Origin of the sequence: Frigidibacter sp. RF13, from assembly GCF_026626305.1 — a bacterium.
In the GTDB taxonomy this organism is placed as follows: Bacteria; Pseudomonadota; Alphaproteobacteria; order Rhodobacterales; family Rhodobacteraceae; genus TMP-24.
The window spans coordinates 25,931-48,906 of record NZ_JAPNUE010000005.1; the positions used below are offsets into that span (position 1 = coordinate 25,931).

29 protein-coding genes are annotated in these 22,976 nt (G+C 63.2%); 4 read left to right on the forward strand and 25 right to left on the reverse strand.

The window, feature by feature from the left end; all coding sequences use genetic code 11:
- Positions 1-8: 8 nt before the first annotated feature.
- Entirely contained in the window at positions 9-743 is a 735-nt protein-coding gene (locus OU426_RS11285) for an SDR family NAD(P)-dependent oxidoreductase (RefSeq protein ID WP_267634094.1), read from the reverse strand.
- A gap of 106 nt (positions 744-849) precedes the next feature.
- Here OU426_RS11285 and argB point away from each other — a divergent pair, with 106 nt between their 5' ends.
- Genes argB through OU426_RS11300 form a run of 3 tightly spaced genes read left to right on the forward strand, consistent with a single transcriptional unit; the run spans position 850 to position 2,893 of the window.
- Entirely contained in the window at positions 850-1,728 is an 879-nt protein-coding gene (argB, locus tag OU426_RS11290) for an acetylglutamate kinase (protein WP_267634326.1), read from the forward strand.
- Entirely contained in the window at positions 1,725-2,378 is a 654-nt protein-coding gene (locus OU426_RS11295) for a ferredoxin (protein ID WP_267634095.1), read from the forward strand. Before argB ends, OU426_RS11295 begins: the two co-directional genes overlap by 4 nt.
- Positions 2,375-2,893: a SixA phosphatase family protein gene (locus OU426_RS11300; protein ID WP_267634096.1), complete on the forward strand. Its 519-nt coding sequence runs from the start codon at positions 2,375-2,377 to the stop codon at positions 2,891-2,893. Before OU426_RS11295 ends, OU426_RS11300 begins: the two co-directional genes overlap by 4 nt.
- A gap of 121 nt (positions 2,894-3,014) precedes the next feature.
- On the opposite strand, the gene OU426_RS11305 is transcribed toward OU426_RS11300, so the two are convergent.
- From OU426_RS11305 to OU426_RS11400, 20 genes are all read right to left on the reverse strand, one after another.
- A complete protein-coding gene (locus OU426_RS11305; RefSeq protein ID WP_324289812.1) occupies positions 3,015-3,803 on the reverse strand; it encodes an amino acid ABC transporter ATP-binding protein in 789 nt (262 codons plus the stop codon).
- 12 nt (positions 3,804-3,815) lie between these two features.
- Positions 3,816-5,264, reverse strand: a complete 1,449-nt coding sequence (locus OU426_RS11310) for an amino acid ABC transporter permease (protein WP_267634098.1) — start codon at positions 5,262-5,264, stop codon at positions 3,816-3,818.
- Position 5,265: 1 nt separating this feature from the next.
- On the reverse strand, positions 5,266-6,543 hold the full coding sequence (locus OU426_RS11315) for an amino acid ABC transporter permease (RefSeq protein WP_267634099.1): 1,278 nt from the start codon (positions 6,541-6,543) through the stop codon (positions 5,266-5,268).
- Positions 6,544-6,673: 130 nt separating this feature from the next.
- Positions 6,674-7,690, reverse strand: a complete 1,017-nt coding sequence (locus OU426_RS11320) for an amino acid ABC transporter substrate-binding protein (RefSeq protein ID WP_267634101.1) — start codon at positions 7,688-7,690, stop codon at positions 6,674-6,676.
- 218 nt (positions 7,691-7,908) lie between these two features.
- Positions 7,909-8,616: an ATP12 family chaperone protein gene (locus OU426_RS11325; protein ID WP_267634102.1), complete on the reverse strand. Its 708-nt coding sequence runs from the start codon at positions 8,614-8,616 to the stop codon at positions 7,909-7,911.
- Entirely contained in the window at positions 8,613-9,278 is a 666-nt protein-coding gene (locus tag OU426_RS11330; RefSeq protein ID WP_267634104.1) for an HAD-IA family hydrolase, read from the reverse strand. The genes OU426_RS11325 and OU426_RS11330 overlap by 4 nt, the downstream gene beginning before the upstream one ends.
- The gene (locus tag OU426_RS11335) at positions 9,275-10,327 is read right to left on the reverse strand and encodes an RluA family pseudouridine synthase (RefSeq protein ID WP_267634105.1); all 1,053 of its coding nucleotides are present in this window, start codon (positions 10,325-10,327) and stop codon (positions 9,275-9,277) included. The genes OU426_RS11330 and OU426_RS11335 overlap by 4 nt, the downstream gene beginning before the upstream one ends.
- Entirely contained in the window at positions 10,324-10,701 is a 378-nt protein-coding gene (crcB, locus tag OU426_RS11340; RefSeq protein ID WP_267634106.1) for a fluoride efflux transporter CrcB, read from the reverse strand. The genes OU426_RS11335 and crcB overlap by 4 nt, the downstream gene beginning before the upstream one ends.
- A 127-nt stretch (positions 10,702-10,828) precedes the next feature.
- Positions 10,829-12,139 carry a replication-associated recombination protein A gene (locus OU426_RS11345; protein WP_267634107.1) on the reverse strand — a complete coding sequence of 437 codons (1,311 nt, stop codon included), beginning with the start codon at positions 12,137-12,139 and terminating at the stop codon, positions 10,829-10,831.
- A 53-nt stretch (positions 12,140-12,192) separates the two neighbouring features.
- Positions 12,193-12,783, reverse strand: a complete 591-nt coding sequence (locus OU426_RS11350) for an acyl-homoserine-lactone synthase (RefSeq protein WP_267634328.1) — start codon at positions 12,781-12,783, stop codon at positions 12,193-12,195.
- Between the two features lie 62 nt (positions 12,784-12,845).
- The gene (locus OU426_RS11355) at positions 12,846-13,457 is read right to left on the reverse strand and encodes a helix-turn-helix transcriptional regulator (protein ID WP_267634108.1); all 612 of its coding nucleotides are present in this window, start codon (positions 13,455-13,457) and stop codon (positions 12,846-12,848) included.
- A 337-nt stretch (positions 13,458-13,794) separates the two neighbouring features.
- On the reverse strand, positions 13,795-14,214 hold the full coding sequence (gene rplQ / locus OU426_RS11360) for a 50S ribosomal protein L17 (RefSeq protein ID WP_267634109.1): 420 nt from the start codon (positions 14,212-14,214) through the stop codon (positions 13,795-13,797).
- Between the two features lie 128 nt (positions 14,215-14,342).
- The gene (locus tag OU426_RS11365) at positions 14,343-15,359 is read right to left on the reverse strand and encodes a DNA-directed RNA polymerase subunit alpha (protein WP_267634111.1); all 1,017 of its coding nucleotides are present in this window, start codon (positions 15,357-15,359) and stop codon (positions 14,343-14,345) included.
- Positions 15,360-15,474: 115 nt separating this feature from the next.
- Positions 15,475-15,870, reverse strand: a complete 396-nt coding sequence (gene rpsK, locus OU426_RS11370) for a 30S ribosomal protein S11 (protein ID WP_267634112.1) — start codon at positions 15,868-15,870, stop codon at positions 15,475-15,477.
- A 15-nt stretch (positions 15,871-15,885) separates the two neighbouring features.
- Positions 15,886-16,254, reverse strand: coding sequence for a 30S ribosomal protein S13 (gene rpsM, locus OU426_RS11375; RefSeq protein ID WP_267634114.1), 369 nt, complete (start codon positions 16,252-16,254; stop codon positions 15,886-15,888).
- Positions 16,255-16,422: 168 nt separating this feature from the next.
- Positions 16,423-17,082 carry an adenylate kinase gene (locus tag OU426_RS11380; protein ID WP_267634116.1) on the reverse strand — a complete coding sequence of 220 codons (660 nt, stop codon included), beginning with the start codon at positions 17,080-17,082 and terminating at the stop codon, positions 16,423-16,425.
- Between the two features lie 7 nt (positions 17,083-17,089).
- The gene (secY, locus tag OU426_RS11385; RefSeq protein ID WP_267634117.1) at positions 17,090-18,451 is read right to left on the reverse strand and encodes a preprotein translocase subunit SecY; all 1,362 of its coding nucleotides are present in this window, start codon (positions 18,449-18,451) and stop codon (positions 17,090-17,092) included.
- Between the two features lie 101 nt (positions 18,452-18,552).
- Positions 18,553-19,023, reverse strand: coding sequence for a 50S ribosomal protein L15 (rplO, locus tag OU426_RS11390; protein WP_267634119.1), 471 nt, complete (start codon positions 19,021-19,023; stop codon positions 18,553-18,555).
- A 363-nt stretch (positions 19,024-19,386) separates the two neighbouring features.
- Complete coding sequence (locus tag OU426_RS11395) at positions 19,387-19,827, reverse strand: GFA family protein (protein ID WP_267634120.1); 441 nt, start codon at positions 19,825-19,827, stop codon at positions 19,387-19,389.
- Positions 19,828-19,923: 96 nt separating this feature from the next.
- Positions 19,924-20,397: a DUF1579 domain-containing protein gene (locus OU426_RS11400; protein ID WP_267634121.1), complete on the reverse strand. Its 474-nt coding sequence runs from the start codon at positions 20,395-20,397 to the stop codon at positions 19,924-19,926.
- A gap of 80 nt (positions 20,398-20,477) precedes the next feature.
- Here OU426_RS11400 and OU426_RS11405 point away from each other — a divergent pair, with 80 nt between their 5' ends.
- Positions 20,478-21,056 carry a GNAT family N-acetyltransferase gene (locus tag OU426_RS11405; RefSeq protein WP_267634122.1) on the forward strand — a complete coding sequence of 193 codons (579 nt, stop codon included), beginning with the start codon at positions 20,478-20,480 and terminating at the stop codon, positions 21,054-21,056.
- Positions 21,057-21,193: 137 nt separating this feature from the next.
- On the opposite strand, the gene rpmD is transcribed toward OU426_RS11405, so the two are convergent.
- The 4 genes from rpmD to rplF form a co-directional block, all read right to left on the reverse strand.
- A complete protein-coding gene (rpmD, locus tag OU426_RS11410) occupies positions 21,194-21,385 on the reverse strand; it encodes a 50S ribosomal protein L30 (RefSeq protein WP_267634123.1) in 192 nt (63 codons plus the stop codon).
- Between the two features lie 4 nt (positions 21,386-21,389).
- Positions 21,390-21,959 carry a 30S ribosomal protein S5 gene (gene rpsE / locus OU426_RS11415; protein ID WP_267634125.1) on the reverse strand — a complete coding sequence of 190 codons (570 nt, stop codon included), beginning with the start codon at positions 21,957-21,959 and terminating at the stop codon, positions 21,390-21,392.
- 110 nt (positions 21,960-22,069) lie between these two features.
- Positions 22,070-22,429, reverse strand: a complete 360-nt coding sequence (gene rplR, locus OU426_RS11420) for a 50S ribosomal protein L18 (RefSeq protein WP_267634126.1) — start codon at positions 22,427-22,429, stop codon at positions 22,070-22,072.
- 12 nt (positions 22,430-22,441) lie between these two features.
- Entirely contained in the window at positions 22,442-22,975 is a 534-nt protein-coding gene (gene rplF, locus OU426_RS11425) for a 50S ribosomal protein L6 (protein WP_267634127.1), read from the reverse strand.
- Position 22,976 lies beyond the last annotated feature (1 nt).

Genomic DNA, 22,976 nt, shown 5'->3' on the forward strand with positions numbered 1-22,976 from the left:
TTTCAGCCTCAGACGTGCTGCCCGGCATTCACCTCGATTTCCGTGCCGGTGACATAGGATGACTGATCCGAACAGAGGAACCAGATGACATCCGCCACTTCCGAGGGCTGGCCGAGGCGGCGCATCGGCAGCCCCTCGACGATCTTTTCGGTACCGGGCGACAGGATCGAGGTTTCGATTTCCCCCGGGGCGATCGCATTCACCCGCACGCCCAAAGGCCCGAAATCATGTGCCATCTCGCGTGTCAGGGCCTTCAGGGCCGCCTTCGAAGTCGCATAGGCCGCACCGGCAAACGGGTGGACTCGGCTACCTGCGATGGACGTAACATTCACCACCGCGCCCTTCGCGGCCGAGAGTTCGTCCCGCAGACCGCGCGCCAGAACGATGGGTGCGAAGAAGTTCACATGAAAGACCTTGCCCCAGTCGCGCAGGTCGGTGTCGATCGAGTTCAACCGGCTGCCACTTGGCCCTTTCGGTGAAATGCCCGCATTGTTAACGAGCGCATCCAACCGACCGTTCAACTTGGCCCGGATCACCTCAAGCGCGGCCATCGTGGCGTTCGGATCGGCAAGGTCGATCTGGATATGATTCTCCTCGCCCCCTGGCCAGGGGCAGCGCGGATCGAACGGCTGGCGCGAACAGGTCAGGACCCGCCAGCCCTCGCGCCCGAAACGCTTGACGGTCGCATGGCCGATCCCGCGCGAGGCGCCGGTGAGAAGAAGGGTTTTGACATCGTCAGCCATGATCCGCCCTATGTTCATTCCGGCGTCACTTTCCCGGTCTTGGCAGGCGCGCGCAAGGGGGCTAACAAGACCCCGTTACCCCGAGGGCATCATGAGAAAACAGACGATGGATCGTGACTGGTTTGCCACCGCCAAGACCCTCTCCGAAGCTTTGCCCTATCTGCAGCGCTTCTCGGGCGCGGTCGTCGTGGTGAAATTCGGCGGCAATGCGATGGGCGATGACGCGGCAATGGCCGAGTTTGCCCGCGATGTCGTTCTGATGCGACAGGTGGGTGTGAACCCCGTCGTGGTTCATGGCGGCGGGCCGATGATCAACGAGATGTTGACCAAACTCGGGATCAAGTCGGAGTTCGTGCGCGGCAAGAGGGTGACGGACCGGGCCACCGTGCAGGTGGTCGAGATGATCCTCTCGGGCCTTGTGAACAAGCGTATCGTTCAGGCAATCATGGATGCGGGCGGGCGGGCGGTCGGCATTTCCGGCAAGGATGACGACCTGATGGTATGCGTGGCCGATGACCCGGACCTGGGCTTTGTCGGCCGCCCGGTCGAGATGAACGTGCAGGTGCTGCGCGACCTGTACAGGGCCGGAATCATTCCGGTGGTGGCGCCGGTCGCAACGGGCATGGCCGACAATGAAACCTTCAACGTCAATGGCGACACAGCGGCAGGAGCGATTGCCGGGGCGCTGCAGGCCGATCGCCTGCTGCTTCTCACCGATGTTGCGGGGGTCAAGAACGCCGCAGGCGAGGTGATGACCCAGATCACGCCGGACGAGGTCCGCCAGATGACGCAGGACGGCGTGATCGCGGGCGGCATGATCCCCAAGACCGAAACCGCGCTGATGGCGCTGGAACAGGGCGTGCGCGCGGTGACGATCATGGACGGGCGGACGCCGAATGCTTGTCTCCTTGAACTCTTCACCGACCATGGCGCGGGCAGCCAGATCCGCTCGACCGAGCCGCGCGTGAAGCCGCGCGTCCGGTGACGCTACTGCAGGAGATCGCCGCCCGGGCGGCGCCTCATCGGCTGGGCCTCTTCGGCGCGCTTCGCCTGACGGCGGAAGACGGTCTACCGCCCGAATGGCGCACACTCGTGCTCGTCGGGCCGGAGGAGCCGGGCTTCTGGGCCCATCTGACCGCCCAGCCGGAATGGGCCGATGGCAAGGCTGATCCGGTAGATCGCTGGTCGGAACGGGCCATAGCCGAGATTGCGCGCGCCTCGGGCGGCTTGGCGGTCTTTCCCTTCGGCGGCCCGCCGCACCATCCATTCTTCCCCTGGGCCGTGCGCTCGGGCCGCGCCTTCGCTTCGCCGGTGACGATCCTCGTCCATGATCGCGCGGGCCTCTTTGTCTCCTATCGCGGCGCCATCGCGCTGCGCGAAGTGGTCGATCTGCCGCCACCCGTCCCGAACCCCTGCGACAGCTGCGCCGAAAAGCCATGCCTGACCGCCTGCCCGGTCGGCGCGCTTGGGCAAGACGGATATGACGTACCGACCTGCCACGCCTTTCTCGACCGGTCAGAGGGACAAGATTGCCTCAATCGCGGCTGCCGTGTTCGTCGCGCTTGCCCCCTCTCGAAAGCCTATGGCAGGGTGGAGGAACAATCCGCCTATCACATGAGGCTCTTTCACAAATGATCCCAGCCGGACACCGCCGCCTGATCCTGACGCGCCACGCAAAATCCGCCTGGGACGATCCGATGATGGAGGATCACGACCGCCCCCTGAACCGCAGGGGCCGCCGCTCGGCGTTGGAGCTTGGCGATTGGTTACATTCGCGCGGCTACGAGCCCGACCAGGTCCTCTGCTCGACGGCGACGCGCACGCGGGAAACCTGGACTGTGGCGGCTGCCGCGCCCCTCGAAGTGACGCCACGGGTCGAGTATCTCGATGCGCTCTATCACGCCTCGCCCGATGTGATGCTCGCGGCCCTTGCGCGGGCAACCGGCGAAACTGTGATGATGATCGGCCACAATCCCGGCATCGGCGAACTGGCGCGCCGCCTTGCCGCCCGCGCCCCGAACCACCCGGATTTCGGTCGCTACCCGACGGCCGCCACCACCGTCTACGATTTCCAGATTGACGGCTGGCAGGCGGTGAAGTTCGGCGCAGGCTCGGTCCTCGACTTCTTCATCCCGTCCGGGCGGGATTGACGTTTCAACGGGGTCTTTCGTTTCGAAATATCCTCGGGGGTGCGCTGAAAGCGCGAAGGGGGGCAGTCGGCCCCCCTTCCCATTTAGCGATGAGCGCACGAAAGGCGCGAAGAGCGGCCCGTCAGTGCCCGAGGATCTGGCTGAGGAACAGCTTCGTCCGATCCGACTGCGGATTGTTGAAGAACTCTTTCGGCTCGTTCTGTTCGACGATCTGGCCCTGGTCCATGAAGATCACGCGGTTGGCCACGGCCTGGGCAAAGCCCATCTCGTGGGTGACGCACAGCATTGTCATCCCCTCTTCGGCCAGCTCGATCATCGTATCGAGCACTTCCTTGATCATCTCGGGATCAAGGGCGGAGGTCGGTTCGTCGAAGAGCATGATGCGAGGTTTCATGCAGAGCGAGCGGGCGATCGCCACGCGCTGCTGCTGACCGCCCGACAATTGGCCAGGATACTTATGGGCCTGTTCGGGGATCTTCACCTTCGACAGGAAGTGCATCGCCACTTCCTCGGCCTCGCGCTTGGGCGTCTTGCGGACCCAGATCGGCGCGAGCGTGCAGTTCTCAAGGATCGTGAGATGCGGGAACAGGTTGAAGTGCTGGAAAACCATACCGACTTCAGAGCGCACCTTGTCGATGTTCTTGAGGTCCGAAGTCAGCTCCGTGCCGTCGACCACGATCTTGCCGGACTGGTGTTCTTCCAGCCGGTTGATGCAGCGGATCAGCGTCGACTTGCCAGAGCCCGAGGGGCCGCAGATGACGATCCGCTCGCCCCGGTTCACCGTCATGTTGATGTCACGGAGCACATGGAAGGCCCCGTACCATTTGTTCATGCTGGTGATCTGGATCGCGACCTCGTCACTGACCTGCATATGGCTGCGGTCGATCTGGCGGGTGATTGCTTCCGACATGATGGATGCTCCTTAACGGTGGTCGCGCTTCAGCTTGCGCTCGAGATACATCGAATAGCGCGACATGCTGAAACAGCAGGCGAAGAAGATGAGGCCGACGAACAGGTAGGGTTCCCAGTAGATACCCTTCCAGTTGATATCGGCCCGTGCGATTTTGGTTATGCCCTGCAGCGGATCGGCAAGACCCACGAGCGCCACCAGCGTCGTGTCCTTGAAAAGTCCGATGAACGAGGACACGATCCCCGGGATCGAGATCTTCAGCGCCTGCGGCATGATGATCAGCCGCTGGGCCTGCCAATAGTCAAGCCCCAGCGCATCGGCCGCCTCGTATTGGCCGCGCGGTAGGGCCGCGAGGCCGCCCCGGATCACCTCGGCAATATAGGCGGCCGAGAAGAGCGTGACGAGGATGATGACGCGCAGGATCAGGTCGAAGTTCGTCTGCGGCGGCAGGAAATACTGCAGCAAGAGCGAGGCAACGAAGAGCATCGTGATCAGGGGCACGCCCCGGACGAATTCGATGAACCCGACGGACATCGTCTTGATCAGGAACATGTCCGACCGGCGGCCGAGGGCAAGCAGGATGCCGATCGGTAGCGATGCGGCGATTGCCGTCACCCCGATCACGAACGCCAGAAGGAAGCCGCCAAACTGGTCAGATCGCACAGGCGGCAGACCAATCGGCATGGCTGCATGCAGCGCGCCGGTCACATGCGTCTGGACCGACAACCACCAGACGGCCGCGGTAATCAGGGCAATGCCCCCTGCGACAACCACACCCACCTGGCGCTGCAGCCCGAGCCACACGAAGGCGAGGATCACGAAGCCGAGAAGCGCGCCCACCGGACCCCAGACCGACCCACCCCAGAGAAGGAAGAAGCCGATCGCGGGGTAAAGGAGGGTCAGCCAGACGAGTTTCTTAGGCGCGACCCAAGCGACAGCGGTCAGCGCCGCCATAAGGACCAAAGCAAGCCCGATATGCGCCCCGTCCGTCCCCAAGCCCCAAAGAGCGATCATCAGCAGAACGCCGACCGCTCCCACCATCCGCACATTGATATGGCGGATACCGAAGTAAAGGACCGGCGCCAGTGCCACGAACATGAGCGCGAACGCGAGCGTGGGGCGCCAGTAGCTGTCCATTGGGTAGAAGCCGTAGATGAACTGCTTCCAGCGCTCGGCGATCATCGCCCAACAGGCCGCATGGCTGTCGGGTCCGAGAGTCTCGGCGATAATCTGGCGGCATTCCGACAGCGAACTCGCCGTCCAAACACCGTTCCAGACCCACGGCACAACCGTCTTCAGAACAAGGTAAACGAAGGCGACGCCGATCACGGTGAGGATCGAGTTAAGCGGCGTCGAGAACAGATTCTCCCGAAACCACTTTACCACACCGCGCTGCGAGGTCGGCGGCTCCTTCGGCCCGAGCATTTCGTTGCGAACGAAAATGGGGGTTGCGGTCTCCATCTCAACGCTCCTTCAGCTTAACGGCCGCGTTGAACGCGTTCATGACCGACGAGATGATGAGGCTGAGGATCAGATAGATGCCCATCATCAGCATCATGCACTCAAGTTCACGGCCAGTCTGGTTCAGCGTGATGCCGCCCAGCGTGCCCTTGAGGTCGAGATAGCTGATCGCCATCCCCAGCGTCGTGTTCTTGGTCAGATTCAGGTACTGGCTGATCAGCGGCGGGATGATGACGCGTAGCGCCTGCGGCAGAACGACGAGGCGCATCGTCCGCCCCGGCCGGATACCAAGCGCATAGGCCGCCTCGGTCTGGCCTTTCGAGATCGCCAGAATACCGGCACGCACCGCCTCAGCGATGAAGGCACCGGTATAGAGAGAGAGAGCGATGAGAAGCGCGGTGAAGGAATGCGCGATGGACAGGCCGCCACGGAAGTTGAAGCCCTTGAGTTCGGGATATTCCAGATGGAATCCGCGCCACGCGAGGAACGCTGCCACTGGCAGCACGACCACCAGCAGGTTCTGCCACCAGACCACGGGCCGTTCGCCGGTTTCCTCCTGGGTCTTGCGGGCACGCTGGCTGTTGCGCCGCGCCACATAGACCGAGGCCGCGAGCAGCAGGAGCGATATAACCACGGCAAAGTTGATCGGCACTCCGGCAAACTCGGCACCACCCATCGGGCGTTCCAGCAGGGGCCAGGGAATGTCGGTGCCACGGTTGGTGATCGCTACCGAATCGTTGAAGAGCATGCTCGCCGCAGGTTCCTGCCCGCTCGCAATCATCTCGTCGGTCAGTCGGAACGCATTGGGCGGCGATGTGACCTCGGACAGGATGGTGAAGGACAGGATGATCCACAACAGGAGGGGAACGTTGCGGAACGTCTCGACATAGACCGTCATGATCCGGCTGACGACCCAGTTGTTCGAAAGCCTGAGCACACCGGCAAACACGCCAAGGATCGTCGCGAAGATGCAACCGAAGAACGCCACGACCAGCGTATTGAGAAGGCCGACCACCGCTGCCCGCGAATGGGTGCTGTCGTTGGTGTAGGGAATGAGCTGCTGGCCGATATCATAGCCCGCCCGGTTCCACAGGAAACTGAAGTTGATGTCCTTGTCCTTGGCGGCAAGGTTCTTGATCGTGTTGTCGGCCAGCCAGCCGACGAACAGAAGCGCGAGGATCAGCACGATCACCTGAATGGTGATCGAACGGTACCGCGTGTCATAGATAAGCATGCTCAGCCGAAAGGTTTCTTTCGGCGCGTCGGCGACATAGGCCATTGGCTCCCCCCTGCGACTGACAGCGCGTCCGTGAATGGGCGTCATATGGGGTCTCGCGCCCCGGCGGTCGTCGCGTTGCTACTGGTAGAAAAAGAGCGCGCCGATAGGGCGCGCTCTCAAGGTCAGACGATCAGCGGAAGGGCGGCGAGTACTGCAGGCCGCCGTTGATCCACAGTTCGTTCAGGCCACGGGCCAGACCGATCGGGGTGGATTCGCCGATGTTGGCGGCGAAGATTTCACCATAGTTGCCGTTCGCCATGATGGCGCGCTTGAACGCATCCTTGTCGAGACCGGTCATGGTACCCATGTCGCCTTCGACGCCAAGGAGGCGGCGAACTTCCGGGTCGGTCGAGGACGCAGCCATCTCTTCGGCGTTGGCCTTGGTGACGCCCTTCTCTTCGGCCGTCAGGAGCGCGTTGAGCGTCCAGCGAACGATGTCACCCCACTGGTTGTCGCCGTGACGGACGACCGGGCCGAGCGGCTCTTTCGAGATAATCTCGGGCAGGATGATGTGGTTGTCCGGATCGGGCAGCGTGGCGCGGGTCGCGGCAAGGCCCGAGGCGTCGGTGGTGAACGCGTCGCAGGCGCCGGCCATGTACTGGCGCTGGGCTTCGGCGTCGTCAGCAACCGTAACCGGGGTGTAGCTGATGTTGTTCGACTTGAAGAAGTCGGCAAGGTTCAGTTCGGTCGTGGTGCCGGTCTGGATGCAGACGGTGGCGCCGTCGAGTTCCTTGGCCGAAAGGATGCCGAGATCCTTCTTCACCATGAAGCCTTGGCCGTCATAGTAGTTCACGCCGACGAAATCGAGCTTGAGGTCGGTGTCGCGCGAGTAGGTCCAGGTCGAGTTACGGACGAGAAGGTCCACTTCGCCCGAGGCGAGCGCGGTGAAGCGGGTCTCGCCGGTGGTCGGAACGAACTTCACCTTGCTCGGGTCGCCGAGAACGGCGGCGCCGAGGGCACGGCAGAGATCGACATCGAAGCCGGTCCAGTTGTTGTTGGCGTCCGGCGCACCGAAGCCCGTCAGGCCGGTGTTCGAACCGCAGATCAGCTCGCCCCGGGCCTTCACGTCATCAAGCGTGCCGGCCGAGGCAAAACCGGCCATCAGGGCCGACGCTGCCAGCGTTCCGAGAAATACGGATTTTTTCATGAGTACCTCTTCCTGAGTTGCCGCCCGGGCCACGAGCGGTCTGTTATCGCCAGTTGTCCTGACAAGTTTGTTGGGGCTCCCCAGCGGGGGCAGTTTCGACAGATGGGCGCGGCGCGTCAAGGATACATTCCGCCATTTTGCCGGTCGAAGTGCATTTCTTGGCGGACAGAAATAAAGCTAAACCGCTGTACATACGGCTTGACAGAATATTTCGCCGCTTAGCTACAGAGTTCCCAGAAATGTCTCGCCCGAAGGAAGTCGGTTCGCTTTTTTTCCGCTATGACGGACGCTTCTTCGTCTTCACCCCATTGCCGCGCCTGCCACTCCTCATCGAATCGCGACATTTCCCAGAGATTGGCGACATCGAATTCGTCGGTGGCCGCAGCCAGGCCCAGGATCAGCGAGCCGCTCAGCGACACCAGATCATGCAGTGCCGTCAGCTGAAACGGTGTCGTTTCACGGACCTTTCGCGAGAGTTTTCCCAGAGCGCCAGCCGGTTGTTGAACTGGCACGACACCCGTCGTCGTCACCAGCCGCGCGCCGAGTGCGCGCTCGGCCCAGTCAAGCATCGGGTCCCAGACCTTCGCCTGTGCCAGGCGCAGCGCTGCGGGTGCCTCGGCGCGGTAACACAGTAGATCCGATGCGCCGTAGGCGGCGATCATCTCTGCCACTTCGTCGAACTGCTGCGCGACCTTGTCGATTGCCGCATTGGCCGCGCGCGTCACCGGCATGAGGCGGGGATCAACCGTTTCCTCAACCGCCCGCCACTCGGCTGCGACCGCCTCGGCCATCGCGCTGGTGGGCAGACGGAGTGCAGCCTTCGCCGGTGTCTTCAACACCCGCCCATCGGCGTTCACCTCAAACCCGCCGTCCACCGCATGAACCGTGACGTCCTTCCAGAACCGCTTTGCCTTCCAGCCGCTCATGCCCGTTCCCAAGTCTCCTCAAGCGCTGCCGCCAGCGCCCCGAATGTGCCGACCAGCCTGCCGGCGGCCCTAAGTGCCGTCACCGGATGATAACCCCAAGTGACGCCGATGGTTGGCACGCGCGCCGCCCGCCCCATTTCCATGTCAAAGCTCGTGTCCCCGATCATCACGGCATCTGCCGCGGGGACCCCGGTCTCGGCAAGTGCCGCCAGGACCATCGAGGGATGGGGCTTCGACGGATGATCGTCCGCGACCTGAACGCTGTCGAACATACCGTCAAGCCCGTGCGCCGAAAGGACATGCCGCAAGCCGCGCCGGGATTTTCCGGTTGCGACGGCAAGCCGGACATGTGGGTCGGCCGCGAGCCGGTGCAAAAGCAGCGCGGCACCGTCGAAGAGCGGCGAATGCGCTCGTTCGCGCAGCTGCCCGAAAGACCCTTTGTAGGCCTCGACGATCCGATGTTGAATTGCCAAGGGGCAATCCGGCACAAGCTGTGCGACCGCTTCCGGCAGCGACAAGCCGACAATGCCAAGCACCTGCTCGCGCGCGGGCATCGGCCTTTCGACTGCGGCGAAACCCGCGGCCATCGCCGCGAGGATATGATCCTGGCTGTCGACGAGCGTGCCGTCGACATCGAAGATCACGAGCCGCGCCCTGCTCATTCAGCGTCCCGGAACGGGTCGGCGAAGACGGCGGCCTCGGCCCAGCCCAGCGTCTTCCAGGTGCGCTTCATATGGTCGGGCAAGGGCGCGGTCAGCGTTATGCGTTTGCCGGTGATCGGATGGTCGAAGGCGATGGATCGGGCGTGCAGATGCAGCTTGCGGCTGATGTCGCCGCCGAGCTGCGCACCCCAACCGTCGCCAAGGTTTTCCTGACCCGATCCGCCATACTTGCCGTCGCCCACGATCGGATGGCCAAGCTCGGCCATATGGGCGCGCAGCTGGTGGGTGCGCCCAGTGATCGGCACCATGGCGACCCAGGAAGCGCGCGTGCCCAGCGCCTCAAGGACCGCGTAGTCAGTAGTCGCCCGCTTGGCGCCTTCGGTCTGATCGACTTTCGACGGGTGGATGGCGACCATCTTTTCGCCCTCGCCCGCGCCGCCACGCCCCGGCGCCTTCACGAGACCGAAGCGGATCGTACCCATCTTCGGGTTCGGCACACCCGCGACCGCCGCCCAGTAGATCTTGCGGGTGGTCCGGGCGCGGAACGCTTCCGACAGCGCCCGCGCGATCCGGTCGGTGCGGGCGAGCAGCAATACGCCCGAGGTATCCTTGTCGAGCCGGTGAACGAGCTTCGGCCTGTCCTTGTAACCGAACATCAGGGCGGCCGTCAGCCCGTCGACATGCCGGTCACCCTGCCCCGATCCGCCCTGCGAGGGCAGGCCCGGCGGCTTGTTCAGCGCGATGATATGTTCGTCTTTCCACAGGACCGCCGCCTGGATCATCCGCGCGTCCGCCTCCGGCACACCGGGCGTCGGCGCGGGCCGTGGCGCATCGGGATCGGCCTTCGGCAGCGGTGGCACGCGGATCTCGGCCCCCGGTCCGACGCGGGTCGAGGCCTTTGCGCGCGCGCCGTCGACCCGGATTTGACCGGTGCGGCACCATTTCTCGACCTGGCCTTGCGTGACCTCGGGCAGGCGCTTTTTTAGCCAGCGGTCGAGACGGCTTTCGCCGTCGGCCTCGGCCACCACCATCATCCTGACCCCGCTCATGCCAGCAGCCCCCGTGCCGCGCCAATGCCCGCCAGAAGTGCCGCGAGCGAAAGTACAACCGACGCACCGACATAGAGCGCCGCACCCGACGTCTCGCCACGCTGCCAAAGGCTGACAGCATCCAGCGAGAAGGCCGAGAAGGTGGTGAACCCGCCGAGAAGGCCGGTCATCAGGAGGGGTTGAAGCCGCGCAAGATCACGCTGCGCGAACCAGATGACGAGCACGCCCATCAGGAACGACCCGACGACATTCACCAAAAGCGTGGCCCAGGGAAAGCCCGGGCCGATCAGACGCAGCGCGGCCGTGCCGGTCAGATACCGGGCCGAGGCGCCGAGGGCGCCGCCGAGCGCCACCTGGACAAGGGTTGTAAACATGCGCCTTCCTCTTCGCTCGCGCGCGCGATGTCAACAGATGCTCCCATCAGCAGCTCCTGCCAGCAGCTTCTCGTCGGCTGCGCCGCTCGTCGCGCGCCCGACGAGAAGCCTAAGGCGCCCGAGGCGGTCAGGTCTGCCGCTTGTCCCTGAGCTTGGCGAACCACTCGACCCGCTTCTTCAGATCGCGCTCGAAACCCCGTTCGACCGGCTGATAAAGGACCGGCCGGCGCATGGTTTCGGGGAAATAGTTCTGCCCCGAAAACCCGTCTTCGGCATCGTGGTCGTATGCATAGCCCGCGCCATAGCCTTCGTCCTTCATCAGCCGGGTCGGCGCATTGAGGATATGTTTCGGCGGCGGCTCCGAGCCGGTCCGCCGCGCTTCGGCGCGGGCGGCCTTGTAGGCCGTGTAGGCGGCGTTCGACTTGGGCGCCAAAGCCAGATAGATGACTGCCTGCGCGAGTGCCAGTTCGCCCTCGGGCGTGCCCAGCCGCTCATAGACTTCCCAGGCGTGCAGGCAGATCGTCTGCGCCTGCGGATCGGCGAGGCCGATATCCTCGACCGACATGCGGGTGATGCGGCGGGCAAGGAAGCGCGGGTCTTCGCCGCCTTCCAGCATCCGTGCCAGCCAGTAAAGCGCCGCATCCGGGTCTGAACCGCGCACGGATTTATGCAGCGCCGAGATCAGGTTGTAGTGCTCATCCCCCGACTTGTCGTACTTGGCGGCGCGGCGCATCAGCCGCTGCGACAGCTGATCACGGTCGAGGGGGCCATCCACCTTCCAGGCCGCGACCTGTTCGACGAGGTTCAGAAGAGCCCGCCCGTCTCCATCGGCCATTTCCAGAAGCGCCTCGCGCGCCTCCGGGCGAAGCGGCAGGGCGCGGTTCAGCTCCTTTTCCGCACGCTGCGCCAGCCGCTCCAGTTCGGCAAGCGTGAGACGGGTGAGGACGATCACCTGTGCGCGGCTCAGAACGGCGGCGTTCAGTTCGAACGACGGGTTCTCGGTCGTGGCGCCGACCAGAAGGATGGTGCCGTCTTCCATATGCGGCAGGAAACTGTCCTGCTGGGCCTTGTTGAAGCGGTGGATCTCATCGACGAAAAGAAGCGTGCCCCTGCCCTGCCGGGCGCGCAGCTTCGCTGCATCGAAGACCTTCCTGAGTTCCGGCACACCGGAGAAGATCGCGCTGATCTGCACGAACTCGCGGTCGGTCGCAGCGGCAAGAAGGCGCGCGATCGTGGTCTTGCCGACACCGGGCGGCCCCCAGAAGATCACCGACGAGAGGCTCCCCGCCGTAAGCATCGCGCCAAGCGGCCCTTCGGGCCCGAGAACCTTTTCCTGCCCGATAACTTCGTCCAGCGTGCGCGGCCTGATGCGGTCGGCCAGGGGCCGTGCAGGTGCGGGCGCGCCGTCTTTTCCGGCTATGTCGAACAGATCGGCCATGGGCCGACTCTAGCTGTCGCAACGCTGCGCCGGAAGGGCCGAGTAGCGCCGCCTCAGTTCAACTGACGCGAAAAGTCCATCGAGACGACCTGGCAGTCCTCGCCGTCGATCTCCATGATCCTGCCCATCGCCGTCATGTCGACCCGCACGCGTGGCGCCCAGCGTGGCCAGGTTGCGGCCAGAAGAGTGAGGCAGGTCGCAGCACCGAGCCGGCGCGAGGTCTTGCCGATCTCGGCAATCAGGATCGCATGGACCTTGCGGCGGATACCGGCGGGAACGTCATGCGACACGAAGAGGCGCGAGCTTTCCCAGATATGATCCGACACCGGCGCTTCGTCGTAGAGCAGATCGAACGGGATGGAATCGATCAGACCGCGCTGCGCATCGCGGATCATGTAGGAGTAAAGCCCGCAGCGCGCGGTCGTCGGCGTCAGCCGGTTCCCTGCCAGCACCCGGCCATATTCGTCATGCACGACAACCCAGCGGCTCGCCGGCGTGTCGTACTGGTCATATTCCATGCCAAGCGCTTCGGGCAGCGCCCAGCGCTTGAGGCTGATGAACGACTGCTTCCGCTGGCGGAAGTAATTGCCGAACAATTCGCCATGGGCATGGATATTCTCGAACGACAGGGTCGTGGTGAGAATTTCCGAACCGACGCTATCGGCGGGGTGCGCCGGCAGCAGGGTTTCCTGATCCAGGATCCGGGTCACAGCAGTTTATACTCCTTGGCTCTTTGCAAGGCCTCTGCTGTGGTCCGGGCTAGAAGTTTCTGCCGGGCCGAATTCAGCCGCGCCTTGAACGCACTTTCCGAAATGCCAAGCGTGGCTGCGGCCTTGGCATGGCGCATCCCCTTGGCGACGCAATTCAGCGCCTCAATCTGCGAGCGGGAAAGGCTTTCGGGCGGCTCTGTAATATCGTGAAGCCTCAGGACGATCGCCGCGATCGTTTCGATTTCCTGATCTTCGAACTCCCGGTCAGCCCGGGCAAAACTCGCGATGGTACGGGAACTGATCGGACCGCAGGCAACCGTGCAGCCAAATTTGAGGCCGTAGGTCGCCGCTTCCTTGAACAAGCCGAACGGATCCATGAGCTTGGGGTCGCTCCAGCGGATCGAGCCGGTGGTGGAAAAGCCCCAAGCCGTCATCGGATCGCGCAGCACATATCCGTTGTTGGTATAATGATCGAGCCAGGTCTGGTCATAGGTCTGGAACGACAGGAGCGGAGAGGTGAACCGGATATGCAGGCCAACAAAATACCCCGCCGGCGCCATTAGCGCCAGTTTCCGTAACTCGAAGTCTAGGCCTGTATTTACTGACATATCCAAAATGGTAACTTGCCCCGCACAGACACAACTAGTAATTGATGAAGTTTGACGATATTTTTAGGGACTTTACAACTGGTTACGCGCAATCCTGTGCTTTTTGCAAGAAACATGTACCCTTTTCTTGTGGCGACCCGCGTACAATTACCCCGGTTTGGGGGCGTTTCTGTGGCGGAATAGCAACGATTTGTAGAGTTGGGCAGGCAACTCAGCGATCCGCCGCGCATCGACGTGCGCAACCCAACCTCCGATTGATTCGGATTCAGCCTATCTTTTGAAAAGGAAAACCCCGCCGGAACCGACGGGGTCTTTGGTTCATCGCCGTTGTGGCGGATCAGCCTTCGGCGGCTTCCTCGGCCTCGACGCGCGCGCGGTCGCCTGCGCCCTTGGCGCTGGTGTCGCGGTCAACGAGTTCGATGATCGCCATCGGCGCCATGTCTCCATAACGGAAACCCGCCTTCAGCACGCGCACGCAGCCACCGTTGCGCTCCTTGTAGCGCGGCCCGAGAATTTCGAACAGACGCGCTACATGCTTGTCCTGCTTCAGCTGGGCAGCGGCCTGACGGCGCGCATGCAGATCGCCACGCTTGGCCAGCGTGATCAGCTTTTCGACGATCGGCTTCAGTTCCTTCGCCTTCGGCAGCGTGGTCTTGATCTGCTCATGCTCGATGAGCGAGCCGGCCATGTTCGCGAACAGCGCCTTGCGGTGTTCGTGGGTCCGGTTCAGGCGGCGGTAGCCAGCACCATGGTTCATTTGTCTCTCCTAACCTTCGTTTGCTTTGTCCGGCAGGGCTCTCGTCTCCCTGCTCACCTTGGGGCCGGTTGGCCCGTCTTTTCCCCGGCGGTCCGGGCATTTCGGAAGGCGGGGTTTCCCCCGCCCTCTCAGAACTGATCCTCGAAGCGCTTGGCGAGGTCCTCGATATTCTCCGGCGGCCAGTCCTCGACATCCATGCCGAGGTGCAGTCCCATGCCGGAAAGCACTTCCTTGATCTCGTTCAGCGATTTGCGGCCGAAGTTCGGGGTGCGCAGCATCTCGGCTTCGGTCTTCTGGATCAGGTCGCCAATATAGACGATATTGTCGTTCTTCAGGCAGTTGGCCGAACGGACCGACAGTTCCAGCTCGTCGACCTTCTTCAGCAGCAGCGGGTTGAATTCCAGGCCGTCGTCCGCATCCGCCTTCGAGGCCGCTTCCGGCTCGTCGAAGTTGACGAAGATGCCCAACTGATCCTGCAGAATGCGGGCGGCATAGGCCACCGCATCCTCGGGCGTCAGCGAGCCGTCGGTGTCGATCTTCATCGTCAGCTTGTCATAGTCTAGGACCTGGCCCTCGCGGGTCGGCTGAACCTCGTAGCTCACGCGCTTGACCGGCGAATAGATCGCGTCGATCGGAATGAGGCCGATCGGCGCATCTTCCGGGCGGTTCTTGTCGGCCGAGACATAACCCTTGCCGGTTTCGACGGTCAGTTCCATGAAGAGATCCGCGCCATCATCGAGGTGGCAGATCACATGGTCCTTGTTCAGAACCTCGATCCCGTTCGATTCCGAGATTTCCGCCGCGGTGACGACGCCCGGGCCCTTGGCCGAGATCGACAGGCGCTTCGGCCCTTCGACTTCCATCTTCAGGCTGACGCCCTTCAGGTTCAGGACGATGTCGGTGACATCTTCGCGGACGCCCGCAACCGACGAGAACTCATGCAGAACGTTGTCGATCTGGACGCTGGTGATCGCGGCGCCCTGCAGCGACGACATCAGAACGCGGCGCAGCGCGTTGCCAAGCGTGAGGCCGAAGCCACGCTCCAGCGGTTCGGCAACCAGCGTTGCCTGGCGGGCCGGATCCTTGCCAGGCCGCACATCAAGCTGCGCGGGCTTGATCAGGTTTTCCCAATTCTTGTGGATCATGCGTTTCGCCTCCATTCTTGCCCGTCACCCATGTCCAGAGGTGAAGGACGCCCGAGGGATCAAACAAATAATCCGGGCCGCGAGAAATCCCGCGACCCGGCTCTTTCCGACTGCGTCAGACGCGGCGCCGCTTCGGCGGACGGCAGCCGTTGTGGGCGATCGGCGTCACGTCGCGGATCGACGTGATGTTGAAGCCCACGGCGGCCAGCGCGCGGAGCGCCGATTCACGACCCGAACCCGGGCCCTGAACTTCGACTTCCAGCGTCTTCAGACCATGTTCCTGCGCCTTCTTGCCAGCGTCTTCGGCGGCCATCTGGGCGGCATAAGGGGTCGATTTGCGCGAACCCTTGAAGCCCATGGTGCCGGCCGACGACCAGGCGATCGCATTGCCCTGCACGTCCGAGATCAGGATCTTAGTGTTGTTGAAGGAAGAGTTCACATGCGCAACGCCAGCGGCGATGTTCTTGCGCTCTTTCCGCTTCATGCGGGCGACTTTGGTGTCACGTGCCATACTTACGCGCTCCCCTTACTTCTTCTTGCCGGCGATCGGCTTCGCCGGGCCCTTGCGGGTGCGGGCGTTGGTGTGGGTGCGCTGGCCGCGGACCGGCAGGTTCTTGCGGTGACGAAGGCCGCGGTAGCAGCCGAGGTCCATCAGACGCTTGATGTTCATCGTGACTTCGCGGCGCAGGTCGCCTTCGACGGTCAGGTTCGCATCGATATATTCGCGGATAGCCAGAACTTCGGCGTCGGCAAGGTCGTTCACGCGACGGGCGCGATCGATCTTGAGCGATTCACAGATCTGTTCCGCGAACATCGGGCCGATGCCATGGATATACTGAAGGGCGATGGGGACGCGCTTCCCCGTCGGGATATTGACGCCAGCAATACGTGCCACGCGTATCTTCCTTTCGTTGCGGTTCCGTCGTGCCAGAACCTTTTTTCACAACCAAGGGCCCGGAGGTGGGAACCTTCGGACCCGCTTGTCCGCCATAGAGCGGATTTCCGCCAAATCAGGGCGATTCTCGTTAGAGACGCCGTGAACTAGTGGGTTTGACGCTGAAGGTCAAGCAGCCGATTGCTGATCCAGAATCTCCGCCAGTGCGACCGCGACCGCGTCGATCTCGGCCAGCCCGTCGACGGTGAAAAGATCGCCGAGTGCATAGTAGTAGCCGATCAGCGGCGAGGTCTTCTTGTAATATTCCATCAGCCTGACTTTCAGGCTGTCGGCATTGTCATCGGCCCGGCGTTTCATGTCGGACGATCCGCAAACGTCGCAGACGCCCGAAACCTTCGTGGGTTTGGTCTCGTCGTGATAGACTTCTCCGCAATTGCCACAGGTGAAGCGCCCCGAGATGCGGCGGACAAGCGCCTCGTCATCGACGCGCATCTCGATCACGGCATTCAGTTCCTGCCCCGACCGGCGCAGCATGGCGCCAAGCGCGTCAGCCTGGCCAAGCGTGCGCGGGAAGCCGTCGAAGATGAAGCCGGCGCCGCCCGCGCCGCGCATCTTCTCCTCGATCAGGCCGATGACGATCTCGTCGGTCACCAGATCGCCACGGTCCATGACCTCGGCGACCTTCTTTCCCATCTCCGTCCCACTGGTACGCGCCTCGCGCAGCATGTCTCCCGTCGACAGCTGCACCATTCCGCGTTCTTCCACGAGTTTGCGGGCTTGCGTTCCCTTGCCCGCGCCCGGCGGTCCCAGCAGGATGATGTTCTTCATTAAGACCTCAGCGAAGTGCAGGAGCTTTCTTTGCGCCATTGCGGCGCTTGCCGCGAAGCTGCGACTTTTCGATCAGACCCTCGTACTGATGCGCCAGAAGGTGCGACTGGATCTGGTTGATCGTGTCCATCGTGACCGACACGACGATCAGTACAGACGTGCCACCGAAATAGAAGGGAATGGCGAGCTGTGCGCGAAGGACTTCAGGCAGAAGGCAGACGGCGGCGAGATAGGCAGAGCCAACGACAAGTACCCGTGCCACGACGTAATCGAGATAATCCTCGGTCTTCTTGCCCGGCCGGATGCCCGGGATGAAACCGCCCTGGTTCTTCAGATTGTCCGCGACCTCGTCGGATTTGAACGACACGTTCGCGGTGTAGAAATAGGCGAAGAACACGATCATGCCCGCATAGAACAGCATGTGCAGCGGTTGGCCCGGCCCGAGATAGGCAAGGACCGTCGAGAGGATCGAATTGGTCTGCCCGCCCGAGAAGGTCGAGATCGTGGTGGGCAGGAGCAGCAGCGACGAGGCAAAGATCGCCGGGATCACGCCCGCCGGATTGACCTTGATCGGCAGGTGGCTGGACGACCCGTCATAGACCTTCATCCCCACCTGACGGCGGGGATACTGGATATGGATCTTCCTCAGCGCCCTCTCCATGAAGACGACAAAGGCGATCACGGCCACGATCATCAGCATCACACCGACGATGACAGGCGCCGATAGCGCGCCGATCCGGCCCTGTTCGAAGAAATGCGCCAAGGCCTGCGGAATGTTCGCGACGATGCCGACGAAAATGATCAGCGAAATGCCGTTGCCGATGCCACGCGCGGTAATCTGCTCGCCCAGCCACATCAGGAACATCGTGCCGCCGACGAGCGTCACAACGCAGGAGACATAGAAGAAGAGGCTCGGGTCATGCGCAAGCCCGCCGTTCGCGATCGAGGCCGCAAGACCCCAGGCCTGGAAGGTCGCCAGACCCACCGTCCCATAGCGGGTGTACTGGTTGATCTTCTTGCGGCCCTGCTCGCCTTCCTTCTTCAGCTGCTCCAGCGCGGGAACCATCGCCGTCATCAGCTGCACGATGATCGAGGCGGAGATATAAGGCATGATGCCCAAGGCGAAGATGCCCATCCGGCCAAGCGCGCCGCCGGTGAACATCTGCAGCATGCCGCCGATGCCCTGGTTCGCCTTGTCCATGAACTTTGCCAGTTCCGCCGCGTCGATGCCCGGCACCGGGATGTAGGTCCCGAGCCGATAGACGATCAGCAGACCGATGGTGAAGAAGATGCGCTGGCGGAGGTCCGTCGCCTTGCCGAGGGTGCCCCAGCTGAGGTTCGCCGCCATTTGCTCTGCAGCAGATGCCATTTCCGTCTCTTTCAAGTCAGCGCCGCCGAACCGGTCTCCGGTCGGCGGCGCCTGGAAAAACCTTAGCCTATGTAAGCGGCGAGCCCGCCGCCCGCAACGGCTTATTCGGCCGCAGTGGCCGCAACTTTCAGCGAGCCGCCGGCTTTCTCGACCGCCGCGACCGCCGAGGCGGAGGCACCGGTGACCGAAAGATTGAGCTTCGCCTTGATCTCGCCCTTGGCGAGGATGCGGATACCGTCGAACTTGCGCGAGGTCAGGCCAGCGGCGACGAGGACGTCCTCGGTGATCTCGGATTTCGCGTCGAGCTTGCCCGCATCGACGAACTTCTGGATCAGGCCGAGGTTGATGACGGCGAATTTCTTCTGGTTGGGCTTGTTGAAGCCGCGCTTCGGCAGGCGCCGGTAAAGCGGCATCTGGCCGCCTTCATAGCCACCGAGGGCAACGCCCGAACGCGAGGTCTGGCCCTTGATACCACGGCCAGCGGTCTTGCCCTTGCCCGAACCGGGACCACGCGCAACGCGCTTGGATTTCTTGGCGGCACCGGCATTGTCCCGGAGTTCATTCAGTTTCATGTCGCTTCTCCTTGCCGGATGCGGCCCCCAGCGACGGGAGCGGCCGAACACGGCGTTTCTTGATGTTGAGTCGGTGCTTGGTTGCCCGACCGGGGGGCTATAGACGCTTGACCGACGCGTGGCAAGTCCGAGGCCATCGCCTCGGGCGCCGCGACCGGGTTGAGAAGAGCGCCCGGGCGGCTCCAGCCGCACGGGCAGCCCCCGCCCCCCGGGGCGGCGGGGGCATTCGCCCCCACCGGGGCGGGCGCTTCCCGTGCCCCAGCCGACGGTTTCGCGGAGCCCCCCTTGGCGCTTCCTTGCGTCAGCGCCAATCGGACCGGGAAAGGCTCCACTGGAGCCTTTCCTATCGGCCCTCTGCGGCCCTTACGCCCCCTTCGGCCAAACGAAACTCGGCTGCAACCCGCTATAGACCGGACGGCCGTCGGTCGGGGCCGGATAGCCCTTCGTCTCGTCCCAGAAGGCGTGGTAGCTCGCCTTGGGGAATTTCGCGTCGTCGTAGCCCATCACGTTCGGCACGGCGACGCGGATGCGGCCCTGTTTGTCGTCGAGCATCAGAACGGCGTTGCACTTCTCGCAAAGGCAGATTTCCAAGGGTCCGTTCGGATTGTCGGCATTGAAGGGCACGCGCTTCATCGCCGCTTCATTGTCGGTCCGGATGTCGGCGTGGTTGAAGAAGGCGACATGGGTCGTCTGCTGGCCGGTCACCTTCTTGCAGACATTGCAGTGGCATTCGTGATTGTCGATCGGCTCGGCGGAAACGCGCACCGGATGGTGTTCGCAACCGCCTGCATATTTGGTGGACATCATGGTTCTCCCTGCGGGCTCTCGGCCCCCCACGGGCCGGGCGAGTCGCTGGGACGAGCGTAGCACTCGCGTGGATATTCGCGAAGTGCGCAGGGACTAGTCCGCGCGCGTGAAGCGCATGAGCCAGTTCGTCTCCCAGCTCGCGCCGCCGTCGGTGGAAAAGGCCTGTTCCCAGCGCGGCTGATCCGTCCCGGTATCCAGCCACAGAAAGCGGACCTTGATCGGCCGGCCATCGAACGTGTCGTCCGCATAGAAGGTGCCAACACCACTTTCAAAGCGGCCGATGACCGGCGCGTCGAGCTGGTGGGGACGGCGGGCGTCGAGCCACCAGATGGCCCAGGTCCCGGTCTGAGGATCAAACGAGCGCATCGTGATGGCGCGGTAGCTACCCGACGGGATGTTGACGACATTGTCATCGAGATTGCCGTTCCCGCCGAGGGTTGGCCACATCTCGCTGCTGCCGTCGAACTCCTCCCATTCGTCGGATCCCGCGAGGCGATGTTTCAGCCGGCGGTGCTGGACCTTCCAGCGTCCGAAGAAGAAGTCGAAATCATGCGAGATAGCGGTCATGGCGGTGCTTCCAGGTGACAATTGTGTTTGTTCATGATATGTTCACACAACCACCCACGTCAATCGCCGAGACTGCCACCATGACCATGTTCCAGACCAAGCCCCTGACCGATGCCACATGGCCCGACTTTGCCCGTCTGGCCGAGGCGCACAATGGCGTCTGGGGCGGGTGCTGGTGCATGGCCTTCCATGCCAAGGGCGAAGGCTGGGGGACATCGGCCGAGGCGAACCGGGCCGAGAAGGAGGCGCTGGTGCGGACCGGGCGCGCGCATGCGGCGCTCGTCTATCGGGGGGCGGACTGCGTCGGCTGGTGCCAGTATGGCAGCCCGGCCGAACTGCCGCGCATCAAGGCGCGCAAGGCCTATGAGGCCGGGGCACCTGCCGCAGCCGACTGGCGCATCACCTGTTTCTTCACGGCCAAGGGGCACAGGGGCCGCGGCGTCGCCGAAGCCGCGCTTGCCGGCGCGCTGGGGCAGATCGCCGTTGCAGGTGGTGGTTTGGTTGAGGCCTTTCCCGAAGCCACCGAGGGGCGGAAAGTGTCGGGCTCGTTCCTGTTCTCCGGCCCGCTCGAAATGTTCGAACGACACGGGTTTCGAAAGGAGCGGCCGCTCGGCAAGGACCGCTGGCTAGTTGCGCGGACCATCAGGCCTGGGGCTTGAAGGACGAGCCTCGTCGAGCATTTCATGCACTCCTCGGGCACGACGAAGGCACGAAGTGCCCGAGGAGGCCCGGGAATGAAAAAGGCGGGGCCGAAGCCCCGCCTTTGTCTTGCGCCAGATCGGGTCTCCCCGACGGCTTATTTCTCTTCGACGATGCGCACCAGGTGGCTGATCTTGTTGACCATGCCACGGACGGAGGGCGTGTCTTCCAGTTCGCGCTGGCGGCGGATCTTGTTCAGGCCGAGACCTTTCAGGGTCGCGGTCTGGATCGCCGGGCGGCGGGCGGCCGAGGCAAACTGCTCGACAACGATGGTTTTCTTTTTCGCCATGGTCTCAGGCCTCCGCTGCTTCGGCCGCTTCCGGCTTCTTCAGGATGTCGGCCACCTTCTTGCCGCGACGCTGCGCGACCATGCGGGGGCTGGCTTCCTTCTTCAGACCGTCCATCGTGGCGCGGATCATGTTGTAGGGGTTCTGCGAGCCGAGCGACTTCGCAACCACGTCCTGGATGCCCAGCATCTCGAACACGGCGCGCATCGGACCACCGGCGATGATCCCGGTACCGGCAACCGCGGTGCGGATCACGACCTTGCCCGCGCCATGACGGCCTTCGACGTCATGGTGAACGGTGCGGCCGTCGCGCAGCGGAATGCGGACGAGCGAGCGCTTGGCCTGCTCGGTCGCCTTGCGGATCGCTTCCGGCACTTCCTTGGCCTTGCCCTTGCCAAAGCCCACGCGACCGCGCTGGTCACCGACCACCACGAGGGCCGCGAAGCCAAAGCGCTTACCGCCCTTGACGGTCTTCGACACGCGGTTGATCGCGACGAGACGATCGGCGAATTCCGGGGTTTCCTCGCGCTCGCGACGGTCTTCGCGACGCTCCCGGCGGTTTTCTCTCTCTGCCATCAGGCATTCCTTCATGGTGGCGCAGCATGGCGCCGTTTGGGCCAATCCTGGTGTCCCCGCCCGAAGCGAGGACCCGGATCATCGGGGTGGCGTTTCCGCCACCCGCCATATCAGAACTTCAGACCGCCCTCGCGGGCCGCGTCTGCAAGTGCCTTGATCTTGCCGTGGAAGAGGAAGCCGCCGCGGTCGAAGTAGCAAACCTCGACACCGGCCTTCTTCGCCCGTTCGGCAATCGCCGCGCCGACTTTCGCCGCCGCTTCGACATTGTTCTTGCCGATCACGCCCAGATCCTTCTCGAGGCTCGAGGCGGCGGCAAGGGTCACGCCCTTGACGTCGTCGATCAGCTGAACGCTGATGTTCTTCGAAGAGCGGTGGACAGACAGGCGCGCGCGCCCGTCAGCCATCTTGCGAAGCTTGTTCCGAACGCGCAGGCGGCGCTTGAGGAACAGTTCCCTTTTGCTGTTAGCCATTTTTTCGCGTCCTTACTTCTTCTTGCCTTCCTTGCGGAAGATGAACTCGCCCTTGTACTTGATCCCTTTGCCCTTGTAGGGCTCGGGAGCACGCCATTCGCGGATGTTCGCCGCAACCTGGCCGACGAGCTGGGGGTCGATCCCTTCCACGACGATCTCGGTCTGCTTCGGGGTCGTGACGGTCACGCCCTTCGGCACTTCGAAATTCACTTCGTGGCTGTAGCCGAGCGACAGCTTCAAGACGTTGCCCTGGATCGCCGCACGATATCCGACACCGCTGATCTCAAGCTCTTTCTTGAAACCGGTGGTGACGCCGGTCACGAGGTTTTCGATCATCGACCGCGACATGCCCCACTGCTGACGGGCGCGCTTCGAGGTGCCACGGGGGGCAACCGAAACGCTGCCGTCCGCGATCGTGATGGTCACGTCGTCAGTGGCGGTGAAGCTCAGCGTGCCCTTGGGGCCCTTCACTTCGACGGTCTGGCCGCTCAGGTTGGCGGTGACGCCAGCCGGAACGGGAACGGGTTTCTTGCCGATACGAGACATT

What these genes read in the sequence shown, in the direction of transcription:
- OU426_RS11285 (WP_267634094.1), bottom strand. Translation starts at nt 743, where the DNA reads ATGGCTGACGATGTCAAAACCCTTCTTCTCACCGGCGCCTCGCGCGGG.
- argB (WP_267634326.1), top strand. Translation starts at nt 850, where the DNA reads ATGGATCGTGACTGGTTTGCCACCGCCAAGACCCTCTCCGAAGCTTTG.
- OU426_RS11300 (WP_267634096.1), top strand. Translation starts at nt 2,375, where the DNA reads ATGATCCCAGCCGGACACCGCCGCCTGATCCTGACGCGCCACGCAAAA.
- OU426_RS11305 (WP_324289812.1), bottom strand. Translation starts at nt 3,803, where the DNA reads ATGTCGGAAGCAATCACCCGCCAGATCGACCGCAGCCATATGCAGGTC.
- OU426_RS11310 (WP_267634098.1), bottom strand. Translation starts at nt 5,264, where the DNA reads ATGGAGACCGCAACCCCCATTTTCGTTCGCAACGAAATGCTCGGGCCG.
- OU426_RS11315 (WP_267634099.1), bottom strand. Translation starts at nt 6,543, where the DNA reads ATGGCCTATGTCGCCGACGCGCCGAAAGAAACCTTTCGGCTGAGCATG.
- OU426_RS11320 (WP_267634101.1), bottom strand. Translation starts at nt 7,690, where the DNA reads ATGAAAAAATCCGTATTTCTCGGAACGCTGGCAGCGTCGGCCCTGATG.
- OU426_RS11325 (WP_267634102.1), bottom strand. Translation starts at nt 8,616, where the DNA reads ATGAGCGGCTGGAAGGCAAAGCGGTTCTGGAAGGACGTCACGGTTCAT.
- OU426_RS11330 (WP_267634104.1), bottom strand. Translation starts at nt 9,278, where the DNA reads ATGAGCAGGGCGCGGCTCGTGATCTTCGATGTCGACGGCACGCTCGTC.
- OU426_RS11335 (WP_267634105.1), bottom strand. Translation starts at nt 10,327, where the DNA reads ATGAGCGGGGTCAGGATGATGGTGGTGGCCGAGGCCGACGGCGAAAGC.
- crcB (WP_267634106.1), bottom strand. Translation starts at nt 10,701, where the DNA reads ATGTTTACAACCCTTGTCCAGGTGGCGCTCGGCGGCGCCCTCGGCGCC.
- OU426_RS11345 (WP_267634107.1), bottom strand. Translation starts at nt 12,139, where the DNA reads ATGGCCGATCTGTTCGACATAGCCGGAAAAGACGGCGCGCCCGCACCT.
- OU426_RS11355 (WP_267634108.1), bottom strand. Translation starts at nt 13,457, where the DNA reads ATGTCAGTAAATACAGGCCTAGACTTCGAGTTACGGAAACTGGCGCTA.
- rplQ (WP_267634109.1), bottom strand. Translation starts at nt 14,214, where the DNA reads ATGAACCATGGTGCTGGCTACCGCCGCCTGAACCGGACCCACGAACAC.
- OU426_RS11365 (WP_267634111.1), bottom strand. Translation starts at nt 15,359, where the DNA reads ATGATCCACAAGAATTGGGAAAACCTGATCAAGCCCGCGCAGCTTGAT.
- rpsK (WP_267634112.1), bottom strand. Translation starts at nt 15,870, where the DNA reads ATGGCACGTGACACCAAAGTCGCCCGCATGAAGCGGAAAGAGCGCAAG.
- OU426_RS11380 (WP_267634116.1), bottom strand. Translation starts at nt 17,082, where the DNA reads ATGAAGAACATCATCCTGCTGGGACCGCCGGGCGCGGGCAAGGGAACG.
- secY (WP_267634117.1), bottom strand. Translation starts at nt 18,451, where the DNA reads ATGGCATCTGCTGCAGAGCAAATGGCGGCGAACCTCAGCTGGGGCACC.
- rplO (WP_267634119.1), bottom strand. Translation starts at nt 19,023, where the DNA reads ATGAAACTGAATGAACTCCGGGACAATGCCGGTGCCGCCAAGAAATCC.
- OU426_RS11395 (WP_267634120.1), bottom strand. Translation starts at nt 19,827, where the DNA reads ATGTCCACCAAATATGCAGGCGGTTGCGAACACCATCCGGTGCGCGTT.
- OU426_RS11400 (WP_267634121.1), bottom strand. Translation starts at nt 20,397, where the DNA reads ATGACCGCTATCTCGCATGATTTCGACTTCTTCTTCGGACGCTGGAAG.
- OU426_RS11405 (WP_267634122.1), top strand. Translation starts at nt 20,478, where the DNA reads ATGACCATGTTCCAGACCAAGCCCCTGACCGATGCCACATGGCCCGAC.
- rpmD (WP_267634123.1), bottom strand. Translation starts at nt 21,385, where the DNA reads ATGGCGAAAAAGAAAACCATCGTTGTCGAGCAGTTTGCCTCGGCCGCC.
- rpsE (WP_267634125.1), bottom strand. Translation starts at nt 21,959, where the DNA reads ATGGCAGAGAGAGAAAACCGCCGGGAGCGTCGCGAAGACCGTCGCGAG.
- rplR (WP_267634126.1), bottom strand. Translation starts at nt 22,429, where the DNA reads ATGGCTAACAGCAAAAGGGAACTGTTCCTCAAGCGCCGCCTGCGCGTT.
- rplF (WP_267634127.1), bottom strand. Translation starts at nt 22,975, where the DNA reads ATGTCTCGTATCGGCAAGAAACCCGTTCCCGTTCCGGCTGGCGTCACC.